The 20299-nt window shown below is 53.5% G+C and carries 23 protein-coding genes; 17 read left to right on the top strand and 6 right to left on the bottom strand.

Annotation, left to right across the window (positions count from 1 at the left end; translation table 11 throughout):
- Window positions 1-229: 229 nt before the first annotated feature.
- The 3 genes from ftsX to ftsY are packed head-to-tail and all read right to left on the bottom strand — an operon-like array spanning window position 230 to window position 3478.
- Complete coding sequence (gene ftsX / locus GPJ68_RS01405) at window positions 230-1288, bottom strand: permease-like cell division protein FtsX (protein ID WP_016154839.1); 1059 nt, start codon at window positions 1286-1288, stop codon at window positions 230-232.
- Window positions 1281-1949, bottom strand: a complete 669-nt coding sequence (gene ftsE, locus GPJ68_RS01400; RefSeq protein WP_003023420.1) for a cell division ATP-binding protein FtsE — start codon at window positions 1947-1949, stop codon at window positions 1281-1283. Before ftsE ends, ftsX begins: the two co-directional genes overlap by 8 nt.
- Before the next feature lie 2 nt (window positions 1950-1951).
- Window positions 1952-3478 (bottom strand): signal recognition particle-docking protein FtsY, encoded by a 1527-nt coding sequence (gene ftsY / locus GPJ68_RS01395; protein WP_047501409.1) that lies wholly within the window; start codon window positions 3476-3478, stop codon window positions 1952-1954.
- A gap of 276 nt (window positions 3479-3754) precedes the next feature.
- Here ftsY and rsmD point away from each other — a divergent pair, with 276 nt between their 5' ends.
- Together rsmD and GPJ68_RS01385 are read left to right on the top strand one after the other, a co-directional pair.
- Complete coding sequence (gene rsmD / locus GPJ68_RS01390; RefSeq protein WP_016157666.1) at window positions 3755-4351, top strand: 16S rRNA (guanine(966)-N(2))-methyltransferase; 597 nt, start codon at window positions 3755-3757, stop codon at window positions 4349-4351.
- The gene (locus GPJ68_RS01385; RefSeq protein WP_016154842.1) at window positions 4341-4616 is read left to right on the top strand and encodes a DUF1145 family protein; all 276 of its coding nucleotides are present in this window, start codon (window positions 4341-4343) and stop codon (window positions 4614-4616) included. The genes rsmD and GPJ68_RS01385 overlap by 11 nt, the downstream gene beginning before the upstream one ends.
- A gap of 84 nt (window positions 4617-4700) precedes the next feature.
- On the opposite strand, the gene GPJ68_RS01380 is transcribed toward GPJ68_RS01385, so the two are convergent.
- Window positions 4701-5075, bottom strand: a complete 375-nt coding sequence (locus GPJ68_RS01380; RefSeq protein WP_016154843.1) for a DUF2500 domain-containing protein — start codon at window positions 5073-5075, stop codon at window positions 4701-4703.
- Between the two features lie 141 nt (window positions 5076-5216).
- Here GPJ68_RS01380 and GPJ68_RS01375 point away from each other — a divergent pair, with 141 nt between their 5' ends.
- On the top strand, window positions 5217-5843 hold the full coding sequence (locus tag GPJ68_RS01375; protein WP_180837085.1) for a lysoplasmalogenase: 627 nt from the start codon (window positions 5217-5219) through the stop codon (window positions 5841-5843).
- Window positions 5844-5917: 74 nt separating this feature from the next.
- A complete protein-coding gene (gene zntA / locus GPJ68_RS01370; RefSeq protein WP_088583073.1) occupies window positions 5918-8116 on the top strand; it encodes a Zn(II)/Cd(II)/Pb(II) translocating P-type ATPase ZntA in 2199 nt (732 codons plus the stop codon).
- 46 nt (window positions 8117-8162) lie between these two features.
- Here zntA and tusA read toward each other — a convergent pair whose 3' ends face one another.
- Window positions 8163-8408 carry a sulfurtransferase TusA gene (gene tusA, locus GPJ68_RS01365; RefSeq protein WP_003827551.1) on the bottom strand — a complete coding sequence of 82 codons (246 nt, stop codon included), beginning with the start codon at window positions 8406-8408 and terminating at the stop codon, window positions 8163-8165.
- Between the two features lie 168 nt (window positions 8409-8576).
- On the opposite strand from tusA, the gene GPJ68_RS01360 reads away from it, so the two are divergent.
- Together GPJ68_RS01360 and GPJ68_RS01355 are read left to right on the top strand one after the other, a co-directional pair.
- On the top strand, window positions 8577-9242 hold the full coding sequence (locus GPJ68_RS01360) for a 7-cyano-7-deazaguanine/7-aminomethyl-7-deazaguanine transporter (RefSeq protein ID WP_016154846.1): 666 nt from the start codon (window positions 8577-8579) through the stop codon (window positions 9240-9242).
- 72 nt (window positions 9243-9314) lie between these two features.
- Window positions 9315-9872, top strand: a complete 558-nt coding sequence (locus tag GPJ68_RS01355; RefSeq protein WP_103928717.1) for a DcrB family lipoprotein — start codon at window positions 9315-9317, stop codon at window positions 9870-9872.
- A gap of 3 nt (window positions 9873-9875) precedes the next feature.
- On the opposite strand, the gene GPJ68_RS01350 is transcribed toward GPJ68_RS01355, so the two are convergent.
- Window positions 9876-11093, bottom strand: coding sequence for an MFS transporter (locus tag GPJ68_RS01350; RefSeq protein ID WP_047358184.1), 1218 nt, complete (start codon window positions 11091-11093; stop codon window positions 9876-9878).
- A gap of 133 nt (window positions 11094-11226) precedes the next feature.
- Between GPJ68_RS01350 and GPJ68_RS01345 the strand changes: the two genes are divergently transcribed.
- The 11 genes from GPJ68_RS01345 to GPJ68_RS01295 all read left to right on the top strand — a co-directional run bounded on the left by GPJ68_RS01345 (window position 11227) and on the right by GPJ68_RS01295 (window position 20296).
- Complete coding sequence (locus GPJ68_RS01345) at window positions 11227-12273, top strand: AI-2E family transporter (protein WP_016154849.1); 1047 nt, start codon at window positions 11227-11229, stop codon at window positions 12271-12273.
- 470 nt (window positions 12274-12743) lie between these two features.
- Window positions 12744-13121 (top strand): hypothetical protein, encoded by a 378-nt coding sequence (locus GPJ68_RS01340; RefSeq protein WP_029139728.1) that lies wholly within the window; start codon window positions 12744-12746, stop codon window positions 13119-13121.
- 68 nt (window positions 13122-13189) lie between these two features.
- Window positions 13190-14251 carry a class I SAM-dependent methyltransferase gene (locus GPJ68_RS01335; protein ID WP_016157670.1) on the top strand — a complete coding sequence of 354 codons (1062 nt, stop codon included), beginning with the start codon at window positions 13190-13192 and terminating at the stop codon, window positions 14249-14251.
- A 40-nt stretch (window positions 14252-14291) separates the two neighbouring features.
- The gene (locus GPJ68_RS01330; protein WP_019078117.1) at window positions 14292-15014 is read left to right on the top strand and encodes a beta-ketoacyl synthase chain length factor; all 723 of its coding nucleotides are present in this window, start codon (window positions 14292-14294) and stop codon (window positions 15012-15014) included.
- Window positions 14993-15826: a 1-acyl-sn-glycerol-3-phosphate acyltransferase gene (locus GPJ68_RS01325; RefSeq protein ID WP_085951091.1), complete on the top strand. Its 834-nt coding sequence runs from the start codon at window positions 14993-14995 to the stop codon at window positions 15824-15826. Before GPJ68_RS01330 ends, GPJ68_RS01325 begins: the two co-directional genes overlap by 22 nt.
- On the top strand, window positions 15807-16064 hold the full coding sequence (locus GPJ68_RS01320) for a phosphopantetheine-binding protein (protein WP_016154854.1): 258 nt from the start codon (window positions 15807-15809) through the stop codon (window positions 16062-16064). Before GPJ68_RS01325 ends, GPJ68_RS01320 begins: the two co-directional genes overlap by 20 nt.
- 12 nt (window positions 16065-16076) lie before the next feature.
- Window positions 16077-16328, top strand: a complete 252-nt coding sequence (locus tag GPJ68_RS01315) for an acyl carrier protein (RefSeq protein ID WP_047415920.1) — start codon at window positions 16077-16079, stop codon at window positions 16326-16328.
- Window positions 16329-16334: 6 nt separating this feature from the next.
- A complete protein-coding gene (locus GPJ68_RS01310) occupies window positions 16335-16916 on the top strand; it encodes a hypothetical protein (RefSeq protein ID WP_016154856.1) in 582 nt (193 codons plus the stop codon).
- A complete protein-coding gene (locus GPJ68_RS01305) occupies window positions 16913-18274 on the top strand; it encodes an AMP-binding protein (protein WP_016154857.1) in 1362 nt (453 codons plus the stop codon). The genes GPJ68_RS01310 and GPJ68_RS01305 overlap by 4 nt, the downstream gene beginning before the upstream one ends.
- On the top strand, window positions 18261-18614 hold the full coding sequence (locus GPJ68_RS01300) for a hypothetical protein (RefSeq protein ID WP_016157672.1): 354 nt from the start codon (window positions 18261-18263) through the stop codon (window positions 18612-18614). The genes GPJ68_RS01305 and GPJ68_RS01300 overlap by 14 nt, the downstream gene beginning before the upstream one ends.
- On the top strand, window positions 18605-20296 hold the full coding sequence (locus GPJ68_RS01295; RefSeq protein ID WP_047415917.1) for a glycosyltransferase: 1692 nt from the start codon (window positions 18605-18607) through the stop codon (window positions 20294-20296). The genes GPJ68_RS01300 and GPJ68_RS01295 overlap by 10 nt, the downstream gene beginning before the upstream one ends.
- Window positions 20297-20299 lie beyond the last annotated feature (3 nt).

Raw genomic sequence — 20299 nt, 5'->3', positions numbered from 1 at the left:
ACGCGTTGGCTAAAACCAATAGCAACAACCATGCCAGAGCTTATGAGCAACGAGAATATCATTCAATCTTTTATCAGACAGTGATTTTATCCACAAGTTCCATGTCGTAATGTGTATAGATTACGCACAAAATGTGACATCACAATGAATACGCCGGGAAGAGATAACAGGGACTCTTTCCCTGCAGAGCGAACTACTCAGTGCAGGGAAAGATTATACCAGAGATTTTTTAATCGGGGGTAAAGTGGCGTAAATGTTGAACCGTGGCAAGCCAGGCTGCCACCCAGCCAATCATCGAGCACACCAGCAGTAATAACAGGCATTCGTCGAATGATAAGCCGTTGATATCAAACTTAGTTCCAAAAACCTGCGCCACCTCAGTAACCGCTGACGACAGGCGCATCACCAAAATTTCTGACAAAATCAGTGAAAGAAATGCGCCGGAAAAACCGAGCAGCGCACCGCCGTAGAGGAACGGACGCAGGATAAACCCATCCGTCGCGCCAATCAGTTTCTGCACGTTAATGGTATCGCGACGCGCAAAAATACTCAGCCGCACACTGTTACCGATGACGAGGAAGACCGCCGCTACCATCAGCACGCCAATCATCGCGGAGACGCGTCCGACAAGGCCAGTCAGCGCCGCCAGACGGGCAAACCAGCTGTCATCCATGCGCACTTCATCAATACCGTTGATTTGTGCGATACGGTCGCGCAGCGTGTTCAGCGACTCCGTGCCCTGGAAGTCCAGTTTCGGGATAACTACCGCCACGGCCGGTAGCGGGTTCTCTTCCAGCATATCCAGCGCGCCGCCAAAGCCGGACCAGTTACGGAATTCGCCCAGCGCGTCATCGCGGGAAAGGTAATTCACTTTCTCCACGCCCTGCTCGGCCTGCAACTGACCAACCACCCGCGCCGCTGCATCATCATCCAGCGTTTTTTGCAGGTAAACGGTGATCTGCGGAGAAGGATAATACTGGCTTGCCGCATGGTCGACGTTCTTATAAACCATGTAGCATACGCTTGGCAGCGTCAGGGAGATGGCAATAACCATCACCGTCAGGAACGTCGCCAGCGGCTTGCTTTTCAGGTCCTGTAACGCGCCCTGGAACGCGTAGCGTACCTGCTCGTTAAAGACATTGGTTTTACGCGAGTTCGGCTTTGGCGCGGCTTTCGCCCGCTTTGGCGCGTTACGACCGCCATCTCCCGGCGCGCCGCCCGATTTACGGAAGCGATCCAGTCGGCCGCCGAACTGTTTGATTTGATTAATAGCGTCACGTCTATTCATGGGCCAGGCCTCCATGCAGATGTCCATCGCTCAGAACCATTTGGCGATAGGAGCGACGGGAGATCAGGCCAATATCGTGCGTGGCCATTAATACCGTGACCCCGACGCGGTTAAACTCTTCAAACAGGCGAAGGATCCCTTCCGACAACGCGTCATCCAGGTTCCCTGTTGGTTCATCCGCCAGCAATACCGCCGGTTTGTTCACCACCGCACGGGCGATGCCCACGCGCTGTTGTTCACCGCCGGAGAGCTGAATAGGGAAGTTTTTCGCTTTGTCCAACAGTCCGACCTTATCCAGCGCCGCTGACACGCGACGACGAATATCGTCCCCGCTGGCGCCCGCGATGATCAGCGGGATTGCCACGTTGTCAAACACGGTTCTGTCCATCAACAGGTGGTGATCCTGAAAAATCATGCCAATCTGACGACGCAGAAACGGCACTTCACGGTTTTTCAAACGGCTGATGTCATGCCCGCTGAAGTAGATTTTCCCGGCGCTGGGCCGTTCAATTCCACAAATCAGCTTCAGCAGGGTACTTTTCCCCGCGCCAGAGTGGCCGGTCAGAAATGCCATCTCGCCAGGCTGCATATGGAAGGTAACTCCCTGCAGCGCTTGTCTCCCACCGAGATAGGCCTTGCTGACATGTTCAAAGCGAATCATTGTTAATCCTCTCGGGCAAAAAGTGCCTCTATAAAATCGTCCGCTTTAAACGGACGTAAATCCTCGATACGTTCGCCCACACCGATATAACGGATAGGGATGCCAAACTGATCGGCAACCGAGAAGATGACCCCGCCCTTCGCTGTACCGTCCAGCTTAGTCAGGGTGATACCGGTTAAGCCCACGGCTTCATGGAACAGTTTGGCCTGGCTTATCGCATTCTGCCCGGTGCTGGCGTCGATAGTCAGCATAACTTCATGTGGCGCATCTTCGTCGAGCTTCTTCATGACGCGAACGATTTTTTTCAATTCTTCCATCAGGTGCGATTTGTTCTGCAAACGCCCTGCGGTATCAGCGATCAGCACATCTACATTACGCGCCTTCGCCGCCTGGATAGCATCAAAGATGACGGACGCGGAATCCGCGCCGGTATGCTGAGCAATCACCGGGATGTTGTTACGCTGACCCCAGACCTGCAGCTGCTCTACCGCCGCCGCACGGAAGGTATCGCCCGCCGCCAGCATCACCGATTTACCCTGCTGCTCAAACTGACGCGCCAGCTTTCCGATAGTGGTGGTTTTACCCACGCCGTTGACGCCAACCATTAAGATAACAAACGGCGTCTTGCCATCAACATTCAGCGGTTCTTCCACCTTCGCCAGAATCTCGCCCATCTCTTCTTTCAGCAGGCCGTACAGCGCTTCCGCGTCTTTGAGCTGCTTACGGCTGGCACCTTCCGTCAGATTCGCAATAATCTTGCGGGTCGTTTCTACGCCCACGTCGGCGATCAGCAGTTGCTCTTCCAGCTCTTCAAACAGATCATCGTCGATCTTTTTACCACGGAACAGACTGATAAATCCGGAACCAAGGTTTTCTTTTGTTTTCAGGAGGCTGCGTTTCAGACGCGCAAAGAAACCTTCTTTCGTTGGTTTTTCCTGCTCCTGGACTCCCTCTTCTTCTGTCGGTGCTTCTACGGCAGGTTCTTCTACCGGCACCACCATCACGGCTTCTTCAGCAGCCTCAGCAGCCAGCGCCTGCGCTTCCAACTCTTCATCAGTCAGGTGCGGTTCGTTTTCGGCTTCCTCTTCAACCGCCTCAACGATTTCCACGGTTTCCGCTTCGGCCTGCCACTCTTCGGCAGAAACCTCTTCGGTTTTCACCTCTTCCGGCAGTGGCAATTCTTCGCGTTCGATAACCGTCGCCGCTGGCGTTTCCACAACAGGTTCAGCAGCGGGTTCAGCAACCCGCTCAATCTCCGGCTGCGATTGTTCGGCAACAGGTTCAGCTTCCGGCTGCAGTTTTTCGATTTCCGCAACCTGTTCAGTCACTTCAACAACTTCAGCTGCAAAAGCTTCCGTTTCCGCCTCGCTACGGGTTTCCTCGGCGCGCGGCTGTTCGTCAACGACGGTAGTTTCTTCAGCAACCGGTTGTTGTTCTTCGTTTTTTAATTCTGTCTCGTTTTCCGGTGCCTGCTCTTTTTGACCAAAGCCCAGCCAGGAAAAAAAGCCACGTTTTTTCTCTTTCGCCATTTGCGACTACACTCCCCCGCTGTTGCTTCATGGCACAGCGTCAACGCTATGTACATAGCAGCTAAAAAAATGATGAAATAGTCTATCACTTATACCCAATGAATTTCGAGTTACGTCAAGGCGGCAAGCGCACGAATCCCGATGAGCTTACTTTTAGTAAGTGATTCGGGTGAGTAAGTGCAGCCAACGAAGAGGTAACTTGAAAGGCGACGGGTTAACTTAACTCACATCACCGCCTGGAATGACACGTCAGCAGCGGATTGAGCAATAATTGAAATGAAAAAACCGAATCACTCTGGTAGCGGCCAGATCCGCATTATTGGTGGTCAATGGCGTGGCCGTAAACTCCCGGTTCCGGATAGTCCCGGTCTGCGCCCAACCACCGACCGCGTACGCGAAACCTTATTTAACTGGCTGGCCCCGGTAATGGTCGATGCTCACTGCCTGGACTGCTTCGCCGGCAGCGGCGCGCTGGGGCTGGAAGCCCTCTCTCGCTATGCAGCAAATGCGACGCTTCTGGAAATGGATCGCGCGGTATCACAGCAGCTACAAAACAATCTCGCCACGCTGAAAGCCCCCCATGCCCGGGTCGTCAACACCAATACCCTGACATTTTTGGCCCAGACGGGTACGCCGCATAACGTGGTGTTTGTTGACCCGCCGTTTCGCAAAGGATTACTGGAAGAAACATTAACTCTTCTGGAAACTCATGGCTGGCTGGCAAATGAAGCGTATATTTACGTTGAAAGCGAAGTAGAAAACGGTTTGCCGCCGGTTCCGGTGAACTGGTCGCTGTACCGCGAAAAAGTCGCCGGACAGGTCGCCTATCGCCTTTACCAACGTGAAGCACGAGGAGAACACGATGCTGATTAACCTGGGACGCCTGCTGATGTTGTGCGTCTGGGCATTTTTACTACTCAATATTTTCCAACCCTTTCCACGCCCGCTTAACATCTTCGTTAACGTCGCACTGATTTTTATGGTGCTGATGCACGGCATGCAACTGGCGCTGTTAAAAAGCACCATGCCTAAAGATGGCCCGCAGATGACCCGCGGAGAGAAAATCCGTATTTTTCTGTTCGGCGTCTTTGAGTTACTGGTTTGGCAGAAGAAGATTAAAGATCAGTTGAAGAAGTAACTGTGATCTTTTCGCCCGGCGGCGCTTAGCAGGCCGGGGCGACAAAATCTCCAGGCCGGACAAAGCGTAAGCCGCCATCCGGCATCAGTCAGATGAAACCTTAGCGTTCACTGTAAAATCAACAAAACGCGAACCTTTGTAACTCAGCGTTCCCTTATCCCCGACCGTTAACGCATGGTACTGCTGGGCATCCAGACGAAACGTCTGCTCGAAGCCGCCACTTTGTGGCTTAAAACTGACTTCATAGCGCATGCTGGTCCCCGCCGGGCTCACTTCCTGCTGGCGGGATCGCCGATCGTTAAGCGGTTTTTCCCGTTTGTTACTCACCACCACCTGCTTTTGCACTAACGGCGCAGTATCATTATCGGCTTTTTCACGCCGCTGCTGAACGAAGCGAAACGACGCAGCAACAACGATTAAGACAATGATAACAATGAAAAAAAGTGGTGGTTTGCTCATATTATTAACCCATCAGAAAATGCGGAAATAAGCATACATTGCCTGTTATGGTGTTGTCATCTGGCAGTGTCGACCTCTACACTGAACAGTAGAGCCGTGAGCACCCCGCTTACGAAAAAATAACGAATTCAAGGAACTAAGATGCTTTGGTCGTTTATCGCTGTCTGCCTTTCCGCATGGTTGTTCGTGGATGCTTCCTATCGTGGGCCCGCCTGGCAACGCTGGGTCTTTAAACCCCTAACGTTACTCCTGCTGGCGCTGCTGGCCTGGCAGGCGCCAATGTTTAATGCTGTCAGCTATCTGGTGTTGGCTGGCCTGCTTGCCTCGCTGCTGGGCGATGCGCTGACGCTGTTACCGCGCCAACGCCTTTTGTATGCCGTGGGGGCATTCTTCCTGTCGCATCTGCTGTATACCATTTACTTCGCCAGCCAAATGACGCTGTCGTTCTTCTGGCCTTTGCCGTTGGTGCTGGTGGTGCTGGGGGCGTTGCTGATTGCCGTGATCTGGACACGTCTGGAAGAGCTACGCATCGCTATCTGTACCTTTATTGGTATCACGCTGATGATGGTCCGGATGGCTGGTGAGCTGTGGTTCTTCCGCCCGACCGCTCCGGCGCTGTCGGCCTTTATGGGCGCATCACTCCTGTTCATCGGCAACATTGTCTGGCTGGGTAGCCATTACCGTCGCCGCTTCCGCGCCGATAACGCAATTGCTGCCGCCTGCTACTTCGCCGGACATTTCCTGATTGTTCGTTCGTTGTATCTTTAAAACGCTTGACTCTGGAGTCGACTCCAGAGTGTATCCTCCGGTTAATATGAAATGATTATCAACCGGAGGATGCCATGTCGACACCCGATTCCAGTGGCAAAAAAGCCCCACAATTTTCTTCTTTCAAGCTAGCGCCTGCGCCACAAAAGGCTGACGACTGCTGCTGCGAAGGAAGTTGCTCCACCCCACCACCCGTATCCGGTACCGTAATGGGTACCCGCTACTCCTGGAAAGTGGCAGGCATGGACTGTGCAGCCTGCGCCCGAAAAGTGGAGAATGCGGTCCGCCAGGTCAACGGCGTCAACCAGGTCCAGGTTCTGTTCGCCACCGAAAAACTGGTAGTCGACGCGGGTTCCGATATCCGCCTGCAAGTTGAAAGCGCAGTGCAAAAGGCAGGCTATACCCTGCGCGATGAGCAAGCGCCAGACGCCGCCCCCGAGTCGCGGTTTAAAGAGAACCTGCCGCTGATTTCGCTGATTATCATGATGGCGATTAGCTGGGGGCTGGAGCAGTTCAATCACCCCTTTGGCCAGATAGCATTTGTCGCCACCACGCTGGTAGGTTTGTATCCGATTGCCCGTCAGGCCCTGCGTCTGATGAAAACCGGCAGCTACTTTGCCATTGAAACGTTGATGAGCGTGGCCGCCATTGGCGCACTGTTTATCGGCGCGACGGCCGAAGCCGCCATGGTGCTGCTGCTGTTTTTAATTGGCGAACGCCTGGAAGGATGGGCCGCCAGCCGCGCCCGTAAAGGGGTCAGCGCACTGATGGCGCTCAAGCCGGAAACCGCCACGCGCCTGCGTAACGGCGAGCGCGAAGAGGTTGCTATCAATACTCTCCAGCCAGGCGATGTTATTGAGGTTGCCGCGGGTGGGCGTTTACCTGCCGATGGCAAGCTGGTCTCCGGATTTGCCAGCTTTGATGAAAGCGCCCTGACCGGCGAATCGATACCGGTTGAGCGCGCCACGGGCGAGAAAGTCCCGGCGGGCGCCACCAGCGTGGACCGTCTGGTAACGCTGGAAGTACTCTCCGAACCGGGTGCCAGCGCCATTGACCGTATTCTGAAATTGATTGAAGAAGCGGAAGAACGCCGCGCCCCCATTGAGCGCTTTATTGACCGTTTCAGCCGGATTTACACCCCAGCCATTATGGCGGTTGCGTTGTTGGTCACCCTTGTACCACCGCTGCTGTTTGCCGCATCCTGGCAGGAGTGGATTTATAAAGGGCTGACGCTGCTGCTGATTGGCTGCCCATGTGCGCTGGTGATTTCCACACCCGCAGCCATTACCTCTGGCCTTGCCGCCGCGGCACGTCGTGGCGCGTTAATCAAAGGCGGGGCCGCGCTGGAGCAGTTGGGTAGGGTAACGCAGGTCGCGTTTGATAAAACCGGCACCCTGACCATCGGTAAACCGCGCGTCACGGCGATTCACCCGGCAAGCGGTATTGGCGAGGCAGAACTGCTGGCGCTGGCGGCAGCAGTAGAGCAAGGCGCGACGCACCCGCTGGCGCAGGCGATTGTTCGGGAAGCCCAAACGCGCGAGCTGACTATCCCTGCCGCAAAAGATCAACGGGCGCTGGTTGGCTCTGGCATTGAAGCACTGGTCAACGGCGAACGCGTGCTGATTTGCGCCGCCGGTAAGCAGCCTGCCGATGCTTTTGCCGGGCAGATAAGCGAGCTGGAAAGCGCGGGTCAAACGGTGGTGCTGGTGCTGCGTAGCGATGCCGTTCTTGGCGTGCTGGCTCTACAGGACACGCTGCGCGACGACGCCCGTAGCGCCATCAGCGAGCTTAATCAGATTGGCGTGAAAGGGGTGATTCTGACGGGCGATAACCCGCGAGCGGCGGCAGCTATTGCCAGTGAATTGGGTCTCGAATTCAAAGCGGGTCTATTACCGGAAGATAAAGTACAGGCCGTTACTCATCTTAACCAACAGTCGCCGCTGGCGATGGTCGGCGACGGCATCAACGACGCTCCGGCAATGAAAGCAGCCACCATTGGCATTGCGATGGGAAGCGGGACCGATGTCGCCCTGGAAACCGCCGATGCCGCCCTGACCCACAACCGCCTGCGTGGTCTGGTGCAAATGATTCAGTTAGCCCGCGCCACCCACGCCAATATTCGCCAGAACATTGCGATTGCGCTAGGCCTGAAGGGGATTTTTCTCGTCACCACGCTGCTCGGGATAACCGGACTGTGGCTGGCGGTGCTGGCAGATACGGGGGCGACGGTACTGGTGACCGCTAACGCGCTGCGGTTACTACGTAAAGGATAATGCGTCTGTGCCGGACGGCTGTTGCATTAGCGCCATCCGGCTAAGATTACTGGCCTTTGCGCACCAGATAGCGGTACGGCAGAGAGTCGGTCTCTTTTGCCACCAGCTCATGCTCCATAAAGGTACAGAAGCCGGGAATGTCACGGGTTGTCGCCGGATCGTCGGCGACAATCAGCAGCGTTTCACCCGCCTGCATGCCGCGCACGGTTTTACGCACCATCATTACGGGTTCCGGGCAGCGCAGCCCCTGGGCATCAAGAGTATGGTCGGGAGAGGTAAACAGATCGCTCATCGTAGTCTCGTTCATTCAAAAACGGCGTTATTTTACGCTCTGTTGTGGCGTAAGCCAATCAGGTTAACGATTGCGTGAAAAACAACCATTGCAATGTGCTCTTAAAGCAGTATCATGCGACGGTTTTTTATTGGGTTCCCTCACCCCATCCAACAAAAAGGTCACAATATGACTCCGTTTACACAATCTCAACGCGTAAAAGCGTTGTTTTGGCTATCGCTATTTCATCTGCTGGTGATCACCTCCAGCAACTATCTGGTGCAGCTACCGATCTCCATTTTTGGTTTCCATACCACATGGGGCGCTTTCAGCTTTCCGTTTATTTTCCTCGCGACCGATCTGACCGTGCGTATTTTTGGCGCACCGTTGGCACGACGTATCATCTTTGCGGTAATGATCCCCGCGCTGCTGATCTCCTATGTCGTTTCATCACTGTTCTATATGGGATCGTGGCAGGGATTCGGCGCACTGCTGCACTTTAATCTGTTTGTCGCCCGTATCGCCGCCGCCAGCTTTATGGCTTACGCGCTGGGTCAAATTCTGGATGTGCATGTCTTTAACCGCCTGCGTCAGAATCGTCGCTGGTGGCTGGCACCAACGGCCTCCACGCTGTTTGGCAACATCAGCGATACGTTAGCCTTCTTCTTTATCGCTTTCTGGCGCAGCCCAGATGCCTTTATGGCCGAGCACTGGATGGAAATCGCGCTGGTCGACTACTGCTTCAAAGTGCTGATCAGCATTATTTTCTTCCTGCCGATGTACGGCGTGCTGCTGAATATGTTACTGAAAAGGCTGGCAGATAAATCCGAAATCGCTGCATTGCAGACGAGTTAAAGGTTCATTTTCCGAGTTGTGATAAGATGGACGAATGAGCCGTTATGGCCGTTTATCGAAAGGAAGAAGTCAATGCGCAATCTGGTTAAATATGTCGGTATTGGCCTGCTGGTTATGGGGCTTGCGGCCTGTGATAATAGCGATACAAAAGCGCCAGCAGAGAGTGCTGCCGCAGAAAGTAGCGCCACTGGACAACCGGTCAGCTTGCTGGACGGTAAACTCAGTTTTTCCCTGCCAGCGGATATGACCGATCAGAGCGGCAAACTGGGCACCCAGGCGAACAATATGCACGTTTATTCTGACGCAACCGGCCAGAAAGCGGTGATTGTGATTGTTGGCGACAATACCAACGAAGACCTGGCTGTGCTGGCAAAACGCCTTGAAGATCAGCAGCGTAGCCGCGACCCGCAGTTGCAGGTCGTCACCAATAAATCTATTGAGCTGAAAGGCCACACGCTGCAGCAGTTAGACAGCATCATCTCGGCCAAAGGCCAGACCGCTTACTCTTCCGTGGTGTTGGGTAAAGTCGATAACCAACTGCTGACTCTGCAAATCACGCTGCCTGCTGACGATCAGCAAAAAGCGCAGACTACCGCAGAAAACATCATTAACACGCTGGTTATCCAGTAACGGTTAAGACGATGACTCGGCCTCCGGTGACACCACCTGAGGCCGTTTTTTTAATCGCCAGGTCAGCAATAACGCCACCGCCACCAGCCCTGCCGCCGCCAGATAGATAACCGGCACGCCCGCCCACGTCATAACCAGCCCGGCCAGCGGCCCCGTAACTCCCAGTGATAAATCCATAAACACCGTATACGTCGCCAGCGCAGCGCCCTGATTTTGCTGCGGGACGGCTTTTACCGCCACCACGCCCAGCGCCGGGAACACCAGCGAGAACCCTGCACCGGCCAGCAGGACGCCGCTTTTCGCCATCCACGGCATGGAAGCCATCCCCACCAGCAGCAACCCAACAATCTCGACGCTAAAGCAGATCATCGCCACATTTAGTCCACCTAAACGGTTGATACCATTTGGGAATAACAGGCGGGTCCCCACAAACGTGCAGCTAAAAAGCGTCAGCGCGAAAGCGGCACCGTCCCAGCCTTTGGCATCATAAAACAGGGTAATGAAAGTGGCGATCACGCCAAATCCGGCTGAGGCCAGGGCCAGCGCCATGCCGTACAACCAGACACGCCCAAGCACCGCGCGAAACGGCAATGGTTTGCCTTTGCTGGCCTTCACCGCCGGACGAGGGAGCGCCAGCAGTATTGCCAACAGCGCCACGCCCATCACGGTCAGCGCCAGTCCCTGTAAGCCACCCCAGGCATAAAACAATACACCCAGCGGAGCGCCTATCGCCATCGCGCCATAGGTCACGATGCCGTTCCACGAAATCACCCGTCCGATGTGCATTGAACCAACGACCCCAACCCCCCACAGCGTAGAGCCAGTCCCGGCAAAGCTTTGCCCGATCCCTAGAATCACGCGCCCCAGGCATAACAGCAGCAGGCTGGCCAGCGGCCAGCCATTCGTGAAGCCCGCCAGGAAGTAGCCCAGACCACTTAAAAAACAGCCACACAGTCCGAATACCACAATCTTCTTTGGCCCCAGCAGGTCGGCATAGCGACCGGCATGTGGACGGCTCAGCAGCGTAGCGAAATATTGCAGGCTGATGACCAGCCCTGCCCAAAAAGCACTAAATCCCATCACATCATGGACATAGCCTGGCAATACAGCGAGCGGCAGACCAATGGTCAGGTAGCTGGCGAAGTTAAACATCACCACAGAGACAATACGCAGATTAAGGCGTAAACCGCTAAGCGTCGGTTCAGCGACGGGTTCGGGCATGGAGGATCACCACGTTTTCACAACAGTGTTTCATTTCTACCATGTTGCCGGGCAGAAATCAGTAGTCAGTTTAGGAATATCAGTCGCAAGCCAGCCGCTACACTTAATGCAAAAACGCAAACAGGAAGACGACATGACAACCGCCCAGCCCGATAAAACGGGTTTGCACATTCTGCTCAAACTGGCCGCTCTGGTGGTGATCCTCGCGGGTATTCATGCCGCGGCAGATATCATCGTACAGCTTCTGCTGGCCCTTTTTTTTGCCATTGTATTGAATCCGCTGGTCACCTGGTTTATTCGCCGGGGTGTACGTCGGCCAGTCGCGATAACGTTAGTCGTGGTGGTGATGCTGATCGTTCTTACGGCGTTAATCGGCGTTCTGGCATCGTCCATCACTGAATTCATGGCCATGCTGCCAAAATACAACAAGGAGCTGACGCGCAAGGTTCTGTATCTGCAAGAGATGGTGCCTTTTCTGAATCTGCATATGTCCCCGGAGCGCATGCTGCAACGTATGGACTCCGACAAGCTGATGACCTTCACAACCACGCTGATGACAAGTCTTTCCGGTGCCATGGCCAGCGTCGTTCTGCTGGTGATGACGGTGGTCTTTATGTTGTTTGAGGTGCGTCATGTCCCCTATAAGCTGCGCTTTGCGCTGAACAACCCACAAATCCATATTGCGGGGCTGCATCGGGCACTGAAAGGTGTTTCTCACTATCTGGCGCTGAAAACGCTGCTCAGCTTATGGACCGGAGCCATCGTCTGGCTGGGGCTGGCGCTAATGGGTATTCAGTTTGCTCTGATGTGGGGTGTGCTGGCATTCCTGCTAAACTACGTGCCCAACATTGGCTCGGTCATTTCCGCCGTTCCACCCATGATCCAGGCACTGCTGTTCAACGGCGTTTACGAATGCGTGCTGGTTGGGGCGCTGTTTCTGGTGGTGCATATGGTAATTGGCAACATCCTTGAGCCCCGCATGATGGGGCACCGGCTGGGATTATCGACGCTAATCGTCTTTCTCTCTCTGTTGGTGTGGGGATGGCTGCTTGGTCCGGTAGGTATGCTGCTCTCCGTGCCGTTAACCAGCGTGTGTAAAATCTGGATGGAAACCACCACAGGCGGTAGCAAACTGGCAATTTTGCTGGGACCCGGCAGGCCCAAAAGTCGGCTACCCTGAAAACTACCAACCGAGGTAGTTATTATATTTCCATATTGACGTTAAAATGACGTCAACACAGCTATATACAGTGGCTTATCTTAAATAAAGAGTGAAAAGGAATTCATTCTTTTATAAAGGAAATATATAATCCACATGCATTATTCTTTGCCAAAAAACATAAAAGCAATGAACACATCCAAAGCATTTAACTTAAACTATCCACTTAGATTTAAAGGTTATTTTATTTGATACGTTTTCTCTAAAAATCTATACTTCTCGCCGATGATGATGCTGAAAAGTTTCTGTTGAAGAAAGTGATAGAATATTATCATCCGGTCATCTCATTGCCTCGCTATCAACAGAGTGAAATAAAACGCTAATTTAGTTTAAATAAAATTGCAGGTGATAAAGGGTGCATCATGATTCCGGAGCTTATAAGTTAACATGTATAAACGGTACTTTGAGAGGGAGTTTTAATGAAACAGTATATTAAGTGGTTTGCAGCCATTGCCGTTGTCGGTGCACTGGCGGGTTGTGCACGTACTGCGCCGATTGATCAAGTTCACACCAGTGTGAGCGCGGGACATACTCAGGACCAGGTTAAAACCGCGATCCTAAAAGCCGGTATTCAACGCCAATGGGTCATGTCCGAAGCCGGACCAGGTATTATTAAAGCTCGCCAACAAACCCGCGATCATGTGGCTGAAGTCCGTATCACTTATACCGCCACCAGCTATGACATCAAATATGACAGCAGCCTCAACCTGCAGGCTTCTGGTGGAAAGATTCACAAAAACTACAACCGCTGGGTACGCAATCTGGATAAAGACATCCAGCTTAATCTGTCAGCCGGCGCCAATCTGTAATTACGCCTAAAGTCGGGCCGAAAAGGCCCGATACTCTTACTATCTGCCATTTAACAGGTTGTCCCCACATGTACGAACAGGATTCGCTTAGCGCACTGGATGCCATTACTGAAGCACAACGTATCGCCTTTGCCCCTATGCTATTTCAAACCGCGTTGTGTCTGCGAAATGCTGGAGTACTCACCTGGCTGGACAAGCAAGGTAAACGCGGCGCCACGCTCGACGAGATTACCGAAAACAGCACCATCAACGAATATGCCGCCAGCATCCTGTTGGATATGGGGTTAAGTGGGCGCATCATTACCCACAAAGAGGGATATTATTACCTCGCTAAAGTCGGTCATTTTCTTTTACATGACACGATGACGCGTGTGAATATGGACTTCACCCAGGATGTTTGTTATCAGGGGCTGTTCTATCTGGAAAATGCACTGAAAGAAGGAAAACCCGCAGGGTTAAAAACTTTTGGCGACTGGTCAACAATCTATCCTGCACTATCACAATTACCGCTGGCTGCGCGTGAAAGTTGGTTTGCTTTCGATCATTACTATTCAGATGGAGCATTTGATGCCGCATTGCCATATGTATTCGCCAGCGCCCCTGCAACCCTGTACGATGTCGGCGGAAATACCGGGAAATGGGCATTACGTTGTTGTCAACATGATGACAATATTACTGTCACCCTATTAGATTTGCCGCAACAAATTGCACTTGCCCGCGAAAATATAGAAAATGCAGGATTATCTCATCGCATAAATTTCCATGCTGTGGATATGCTTAGCGACTCGCCTTTACCTGCCGGCGCTGATATCTGGTGGATGAGTCAATTTCTGGACTGTTTTTCTCCGGAACAAATTATCGCTATGCTGCGCAACGTTGCCCGGGTGATGAAACCGGGCGCGAAGCTGTTCATTATGGAACTGTTTTGGGATGCCCAAAAATTTGAAGCGGCCTCATTTAGCCTGAATGCGTCTTCGCTTTATTTTACCTGTATGGCGAATGGCAACAGCCGTTTCTACAGCGTAGAGAGGTTTTATCACTATCTGAATCTGGCAGGTTTTCAGGTAGATGAACGCCACGACAACTTAGGTGTTGGGCATACTTTATTGATATGTCAGAAGAAAAAATAAGAAACAATCGGAACAACCGATTTACCGCGGATACGCGTTGATGAAATTTGCTTTCAACATTATAGACTGGCAGGCCAGGGCGCCAGGGTTAAGCGAAACAGAACAGTGGCATGAATGGTCACGGCTTTCGCACGCCATCGATCCCACTGCGCCATTGGCTAAGCTCAACGAGTTACCGATGATGACGGCTCGCCGCCTCAGTTCCGGCAGCAAACTGGCCGTCGATTGTGGGCTGGCGATGCTACGCCGCCATGATATCAATGCTGTTTTGTATACAAGCCGCCATGGTGAACTGGAGCGTAACTACAGGATCCTGCACGCCCTGGCGACTGGGCAGGCACTCTCACCAACCGATTTTGCCCTCTCTGTACATAACTCTGCTGTGGGTAACCTGACGATCGCTGCGAAAAAACCGATTGCCTCCTCCTCGCTTTCTGCTGGTAGGGATACGTTCCAGCAAGGGCTATGTGAAGTCATCGGGCTGTTGCAGGCGGGATATCAGCGCGTATTGATGGTCGATTTCGACGGTTTTCTGCCCGAGTTTTATCACCCACAGTTACCACCTGACATGCCAACATGGCCGTTTGCCGTCGCGCTGGTCATTGAATCCGGTGATAGCTGGCAATGTGAAACCCGTCCGCACTGCGGGCGGGGTGAGACAACGTTGCCGCAAAGCCTATTGTTTTTACAACATTACTTGCAAGATACCAAGGCGTTTACCCTGTCTGGCGAACGCGTACAATGGCAGTGGAGTCAGGGATGAACACGATGCTCCTGCGGCTTAACCGGGTATGGCGACTGGTGATGACCGGTCTTTGCTTTGCCCTGTTTGGCCTCGGCGGACTCCTTCTTTCTACGTTCTGGTTTAACGTCTTGCTGATCGCGATATGGGATAAAGCCCGACGTCGGCGTATCGCCAGACGCAGCATCGCCGCCAGTTTTCGCCTCTTTTTAACGGTGGCGAAACGGCTTGGTGTGTTGGACTACCAAATTGAAGGACGAGATATTTTACGCAATGAACAAGGATGCCTGGTCGTCGCCAACCACCCGACGCTCATCGATTACGTGCTACTGGCATCGGTAATGCCCGAAACCGACTGTCTGGTGAAAAGTGCACTACTAAAAAATCCGTTCCTCAGCGGCGTGGTCCGGGCGGCAGATTATCTGATTAACAGCCAGGCTGACGCGCTATTGCCCGCGTGCCAGCAACGTCTGGAACAAGGCGATACTATTTTAATTTTCCCCGAGGGAACCCGTACACGCCCCGGAGAGGAAATGACGTTACAGCGTGGTGCGGCGAATATCGCCGTGCGCTGCAGCAGTGATTTACGCATAGTGACCATTAAATGCAGTGAACAAATGCTGAACAAAGAAAGCCAATGGTACGACGTCCCATCGGTAAAACCCATGTTTACCATTTCAGTACACGAGCGGGTTAAGATCGACCAATTTTACGACGCAAATTCACAAGAACCGGCGCTGGCCGCAAGGCAGTTGAACCGGCATCTTTTGCTTCAATTACAACCAGGTACTTTACCTCTTTCAGGAATTAATGATGCAAGCGCTTTATCTTGAAATCAAAAATCTCATTATAACGACATTGAATCTCGACGAACTAACAGCTGACGATATTGAAACCGAAGCGGCACTCTTTGGCGATGGCTTAGGCCTGGACTCAATCGATGCCCTGGAGCTGGGTCTGGCGGTGAAAAACGAGTATGGCGTGGTCCTCTCAGCGGAGAGCGAAGAAATGCGTCAGCACTTCTTCTCCGTCGCCACGCTGGCATCTTTCATTCACGCGCAACGTGCCTGAGGATAGTCCGTTATGACCGAACAAAAAGCCATTTACGATGAAGTCTCCTCACTGCTGGTCAAGCTGTTTGAAGTTGACCCGCAAGATATTAAGCCTGAAGCGCGCCTGTACGAAGATCTGGAACTCGACAGCATCGACGCAGTCGACATGATCGTGCATCTTCAAAAGAAAACCGGTAAGAAAATCAAGCCGGAAGAGTTCAAAGCAGTACGCACCGTACAAGATGTCGTCGATGCGGTTGAACGCCTTCTCATAGAAGCGTAATTCACCGTGTCAGGCACTCGCTCCCTGCCAGTCGTACAACTGCTGACAGGTCTACTGTTGTTGGCCTGGCCGTTTTTGATCTGGTTTGGCCTGGCGCATAACAGTCTGCACTGGTTGCTGCCGTTAATGGCGCTACTCCTTTTTTTACGCTTTCGCCAGGTCCGGCGACAGGCGGGACCGTTGCGCGTCGTGACACAGGTAGTGGTGATCGCGGGTATCACCTTATGCATTGCCAGTTATCTGCTCAAAACGCACCAGCTGCTGCTGTTTTATCCCGTAGTGGTAAACGCCGTCATGCTGTCGGTTTTTGGTGGTTCTCTGTGGTCAGCGATGCCCATCGTTGAACGTCTGGCGCGGCTGCGCGAACCAAATCTGCCCGAAGCAGGCGTGCGCTACACGTACCTTGTGACACTCATCTGGTGCGCCTTTTTCATCATCAATGGCAGCGTTGCGCTCTTTACTGCATTGAATGGCGATATGACCCTGTGGACGACCTGGAACGGTATGGTTTCCTATCTGCTGATGGGGACATTGATGGTAGGCGAGTGGTTAGTTCGCCAACTGGTGATAAAGCGAGATACCCAATGAAGCAGCCCCTCACACTTGCTCAATGGCTCTGTGCCCCACGACCGGACGACATTCCTGTTGCGTGGCAAGAAGATCATACGTGGACACTTGGCCATCTGCGCCATGATGTGGCCCAGTTGATAACGCAACTGCAGCAGCAGGAAGGTGAACGCTGGGCATTATGCTTCGAGAACAGCTATTTATTCATCGTCGCGTTGCTGGCAACGCTCCATGCTGGCAAAACACCGGTGATCCCGGGACATTGTCGCGTCTCGTTGTTAAACGAGCAGCACTTGCTGTTTGATGGCGTACTGAGCGATAAAGCGCTGGACTGGCAGGGAACGCTGCGAGTGGTCAGCTCTGCCATGACATCTGTGGCCCACGACATCACGTTCCCGATAATACGCAGTGACGCCTTTGTGGAGCTATTCACTTCCGGTTCGACCGGCCAGCCGAAACGCGTAATCAAACCGATTGCTCGTCTGGATAGCGAAGCAGCATTGCTCGCTACGCGTTTTGCTGATCGTCTGGCAGGTTGCCGGGTCGTCGCGTCAGTGGTACCGCAACACCTGTATGGTCTGACGTTTCGTATCTTCTTGCCGATGGCTTTAGGCCTCCCGCTGCATGCGGCGATGCTTTGGTATGCCGAACAACTGGCGGCACTGAGCCCTGATCATCGGTATGCGTTTATCAGCAGTCCGGCGTTTCTGAAACGCCTCGACCACCACCTGACACCGCCGCCAATCGAGTTGATTCTTTCCGCGGGCGGCATGCTGTCCTGGCAGGACGTCAAGCAGGCTGCTGACTGGCTGAATGTCTGGCCCGATGAGATCTACGGCAGCACTGAAACCGGAATCCTCGCGTGGCGCTATCGCCATCAGGATGATGTGACATGGCTGCCTTTTCCCGGAGTCAGATTCCAGTCAGAAGACGACGCGTTTCGTGTGTTTTCACCACTAATTGCAGCTGATGATGGCCTGTTACTCGATGATATTCTTCAGTTTATCGAAAACGGACAGTTCCGCCTGATGGGCAGACGCGGGCGGGTGGTCAAGATTGAAGAGAAACGCATTTCACTCAGCGAAGTGGAGCAACGTTTACTGGCACTGGACGGTATCCGTGAAGTCGCAGCATTGCCCGTCTCACGCGGAGGACGTCAGGGCGTTGGTGTCCTGCTGGTACTGGATGACGAAGCCCGGCAACGCTGGCTTGAGTGCGGTGGTAAACCGCAAGAACTGACCTGGCGACGTTCGCTGCTGCCCTGGCTGGAGCCGGTCGCTGTTCCCCGCTACTGGCGGGTGATTGATGAGATTCCGGTCAACAGTATGAACAAGCGTGTCTATGCGCAATTACAGGAGTTATTTCATGAAACCCCATGAAATCGAGCGCCATCAGGCACTACCTCATCAGGCTGAGATTGTTTTACAACTCGACCCTTCTCTGTTTTGGTTCAGCGGGCATTTTAGCGTACAGCCACTGCTGCCGGGCGTTGCACAGCTAAACTGGGCGATGGATTACGCCACCACGCTGCTGGTCCCTGGCTGGCGTTTCCACAGTATTCAAAACGTGAAGTTCCAGTCACCACTATTGCCAGAGGCCACCGTCACCCTGAGTCTGAGCTGGCAGGAAGCGCGTCAGATGCTCACTTTTAGCTACCAGCGCCACGACGGTGACGTGCGCCATACCGCCAGCAGCGGGAAGATTCGGTTATGCCGTTGACCTTTTCCCCATGCGTGTTGATCCCCTGCTACAACCACGGCGCGATGATGTCGGACGTGTTGGATCGTCTTCGGCCGTTCAATCTCCCCTGCATTGTGGTGGACGATGGCAGCGACGAGACTACACGAGATGAACTGGCACGCCTGGCGGCAGAATACAGCAATTTGACGTTAATTCGCCTGCCCATCAACGCAGGCAAAGGCGCGGCGGTTATTCGCGGAATGCAGACGGCAGCAGATGCCGGGTTCAGTCATGCAGTGCAGGTCGATGCCGACGGGCAACATGCCATTGAAGATATTCCCAGGCTGCTTGCATTGGCAAAAGAACATCCGACAGCACTGATTTCCGGACAACCGATTTACGATGATTCGGTCCCTCGCTCGCGCCTGTACGGTCGTTGGGTAACCCATATCTGGGTGTGGATAGAAACGCTCTCGTTGCAGCTCAAAGACAGTATGTGCGGCTTCCGGGTGTATCCGGTGGCCCCCACGCTGCAACTGGCACAGCGTGTAACGCTTGGCAAACGGATGGATTTTGATACTGAAGTGATGGTGCGCCTCTACTGGCAAGGCAACACCAGCTATTTTATCCCCACGCGAGTCACCTATCCGCAGGACGGGCTATCCCATTTCGACGCGCTTAAAGACAATCTGCACATTTCATTGATGCACACTCGCCTGTTCTTTGGCATGTTGCCGCGCATCCCCTCCCTGCTGTGTCGTCGTTCATCGACACACTGGGCGCAGCAACAGGAAGTCAAAGGGTTGTGGGGAATGCGTCTGATGCTGCTGGTCTGGCGTGTACTGGGCCGCAAAGCCTTCTCCCTGCTGCTGTATCCGGTCGTCGGCGTATACTGGCTCAGCGCTTCAACTGCCCGAAAAGCCTCTCAACGCTGGATTAGCCGCGTAAGAGCGCAACTGATCACACGCCGGATGCCAGTACCGCCAAACCTGACCAGTTATCAGCATTTCCTGCGTTTTGGCGGCGCGATGCTGGATAAGATTGCCAGTTGGCGCGGTGAACTGCACTTCGGTCGCGATGTGATTTTTGCACCAGGCGCAGAAAAAACGCTAAATGTCAGCGATCCTCGGGGAAAACTGCTGCTGGCTTCACATCTTGGCGATGTCGAAGCCTGTCGGGCACTGGCCCAGCTACAGGGCAGTAAAACAATCAATGCGCTGGTATTTAGCGATAACGCCCAACGCTTTAAACAGATCATGCAAGAGATGGCGCCGCAGGCTGGATTAAATCTGCTCCCGGTGAACAGTATTGGTCCAGATACTGCCATTCTGCTCAAAGAGAAACTGGAGCGCGGTGAATGGGTAGCCATCGTAGGCGATCGCATCGCAGTCAATCCCCAACGCGGCGGCGAGTGGCGTGTGTGCTGGAGCCGCTTTATGGGGCAAAACGCGCCATTCCCTCAGGGCCCGTTTATTCTTGCGTCTATTTTACGCTGCCCTGTAGATCTGATTTTTGCCCTGCGCCAGCAGGAGAAACTCCACATCTACTGCGAACCGTTTGCCGACCCGCTGCTCTTACCGCGCGCCACACGACAACAGGCATTACAGAATACTGTCGATCGATACGCCGAACGCCTTGAGCACTATGCGCTTCAGTCGCCCCTCGACTGGTTTAACTTTTTCGATTTCTGGCAACTGCCGGACACCAATGACAAGGAGTAAAGG

This window comes from Citrobacter sp. 172116965 (assembly GCF_013458095.1).
Classification (GTDB): domain Bacteria; phylum Pseudomonadota; class Gammaproteobacteria; order Enterobacterales; family Enterobacteriaceae; genus Citrobacter; species Citrobacter braakii.
This window is presented reverse-complemented; position numbering and strand designations above follow the sequence as displayed.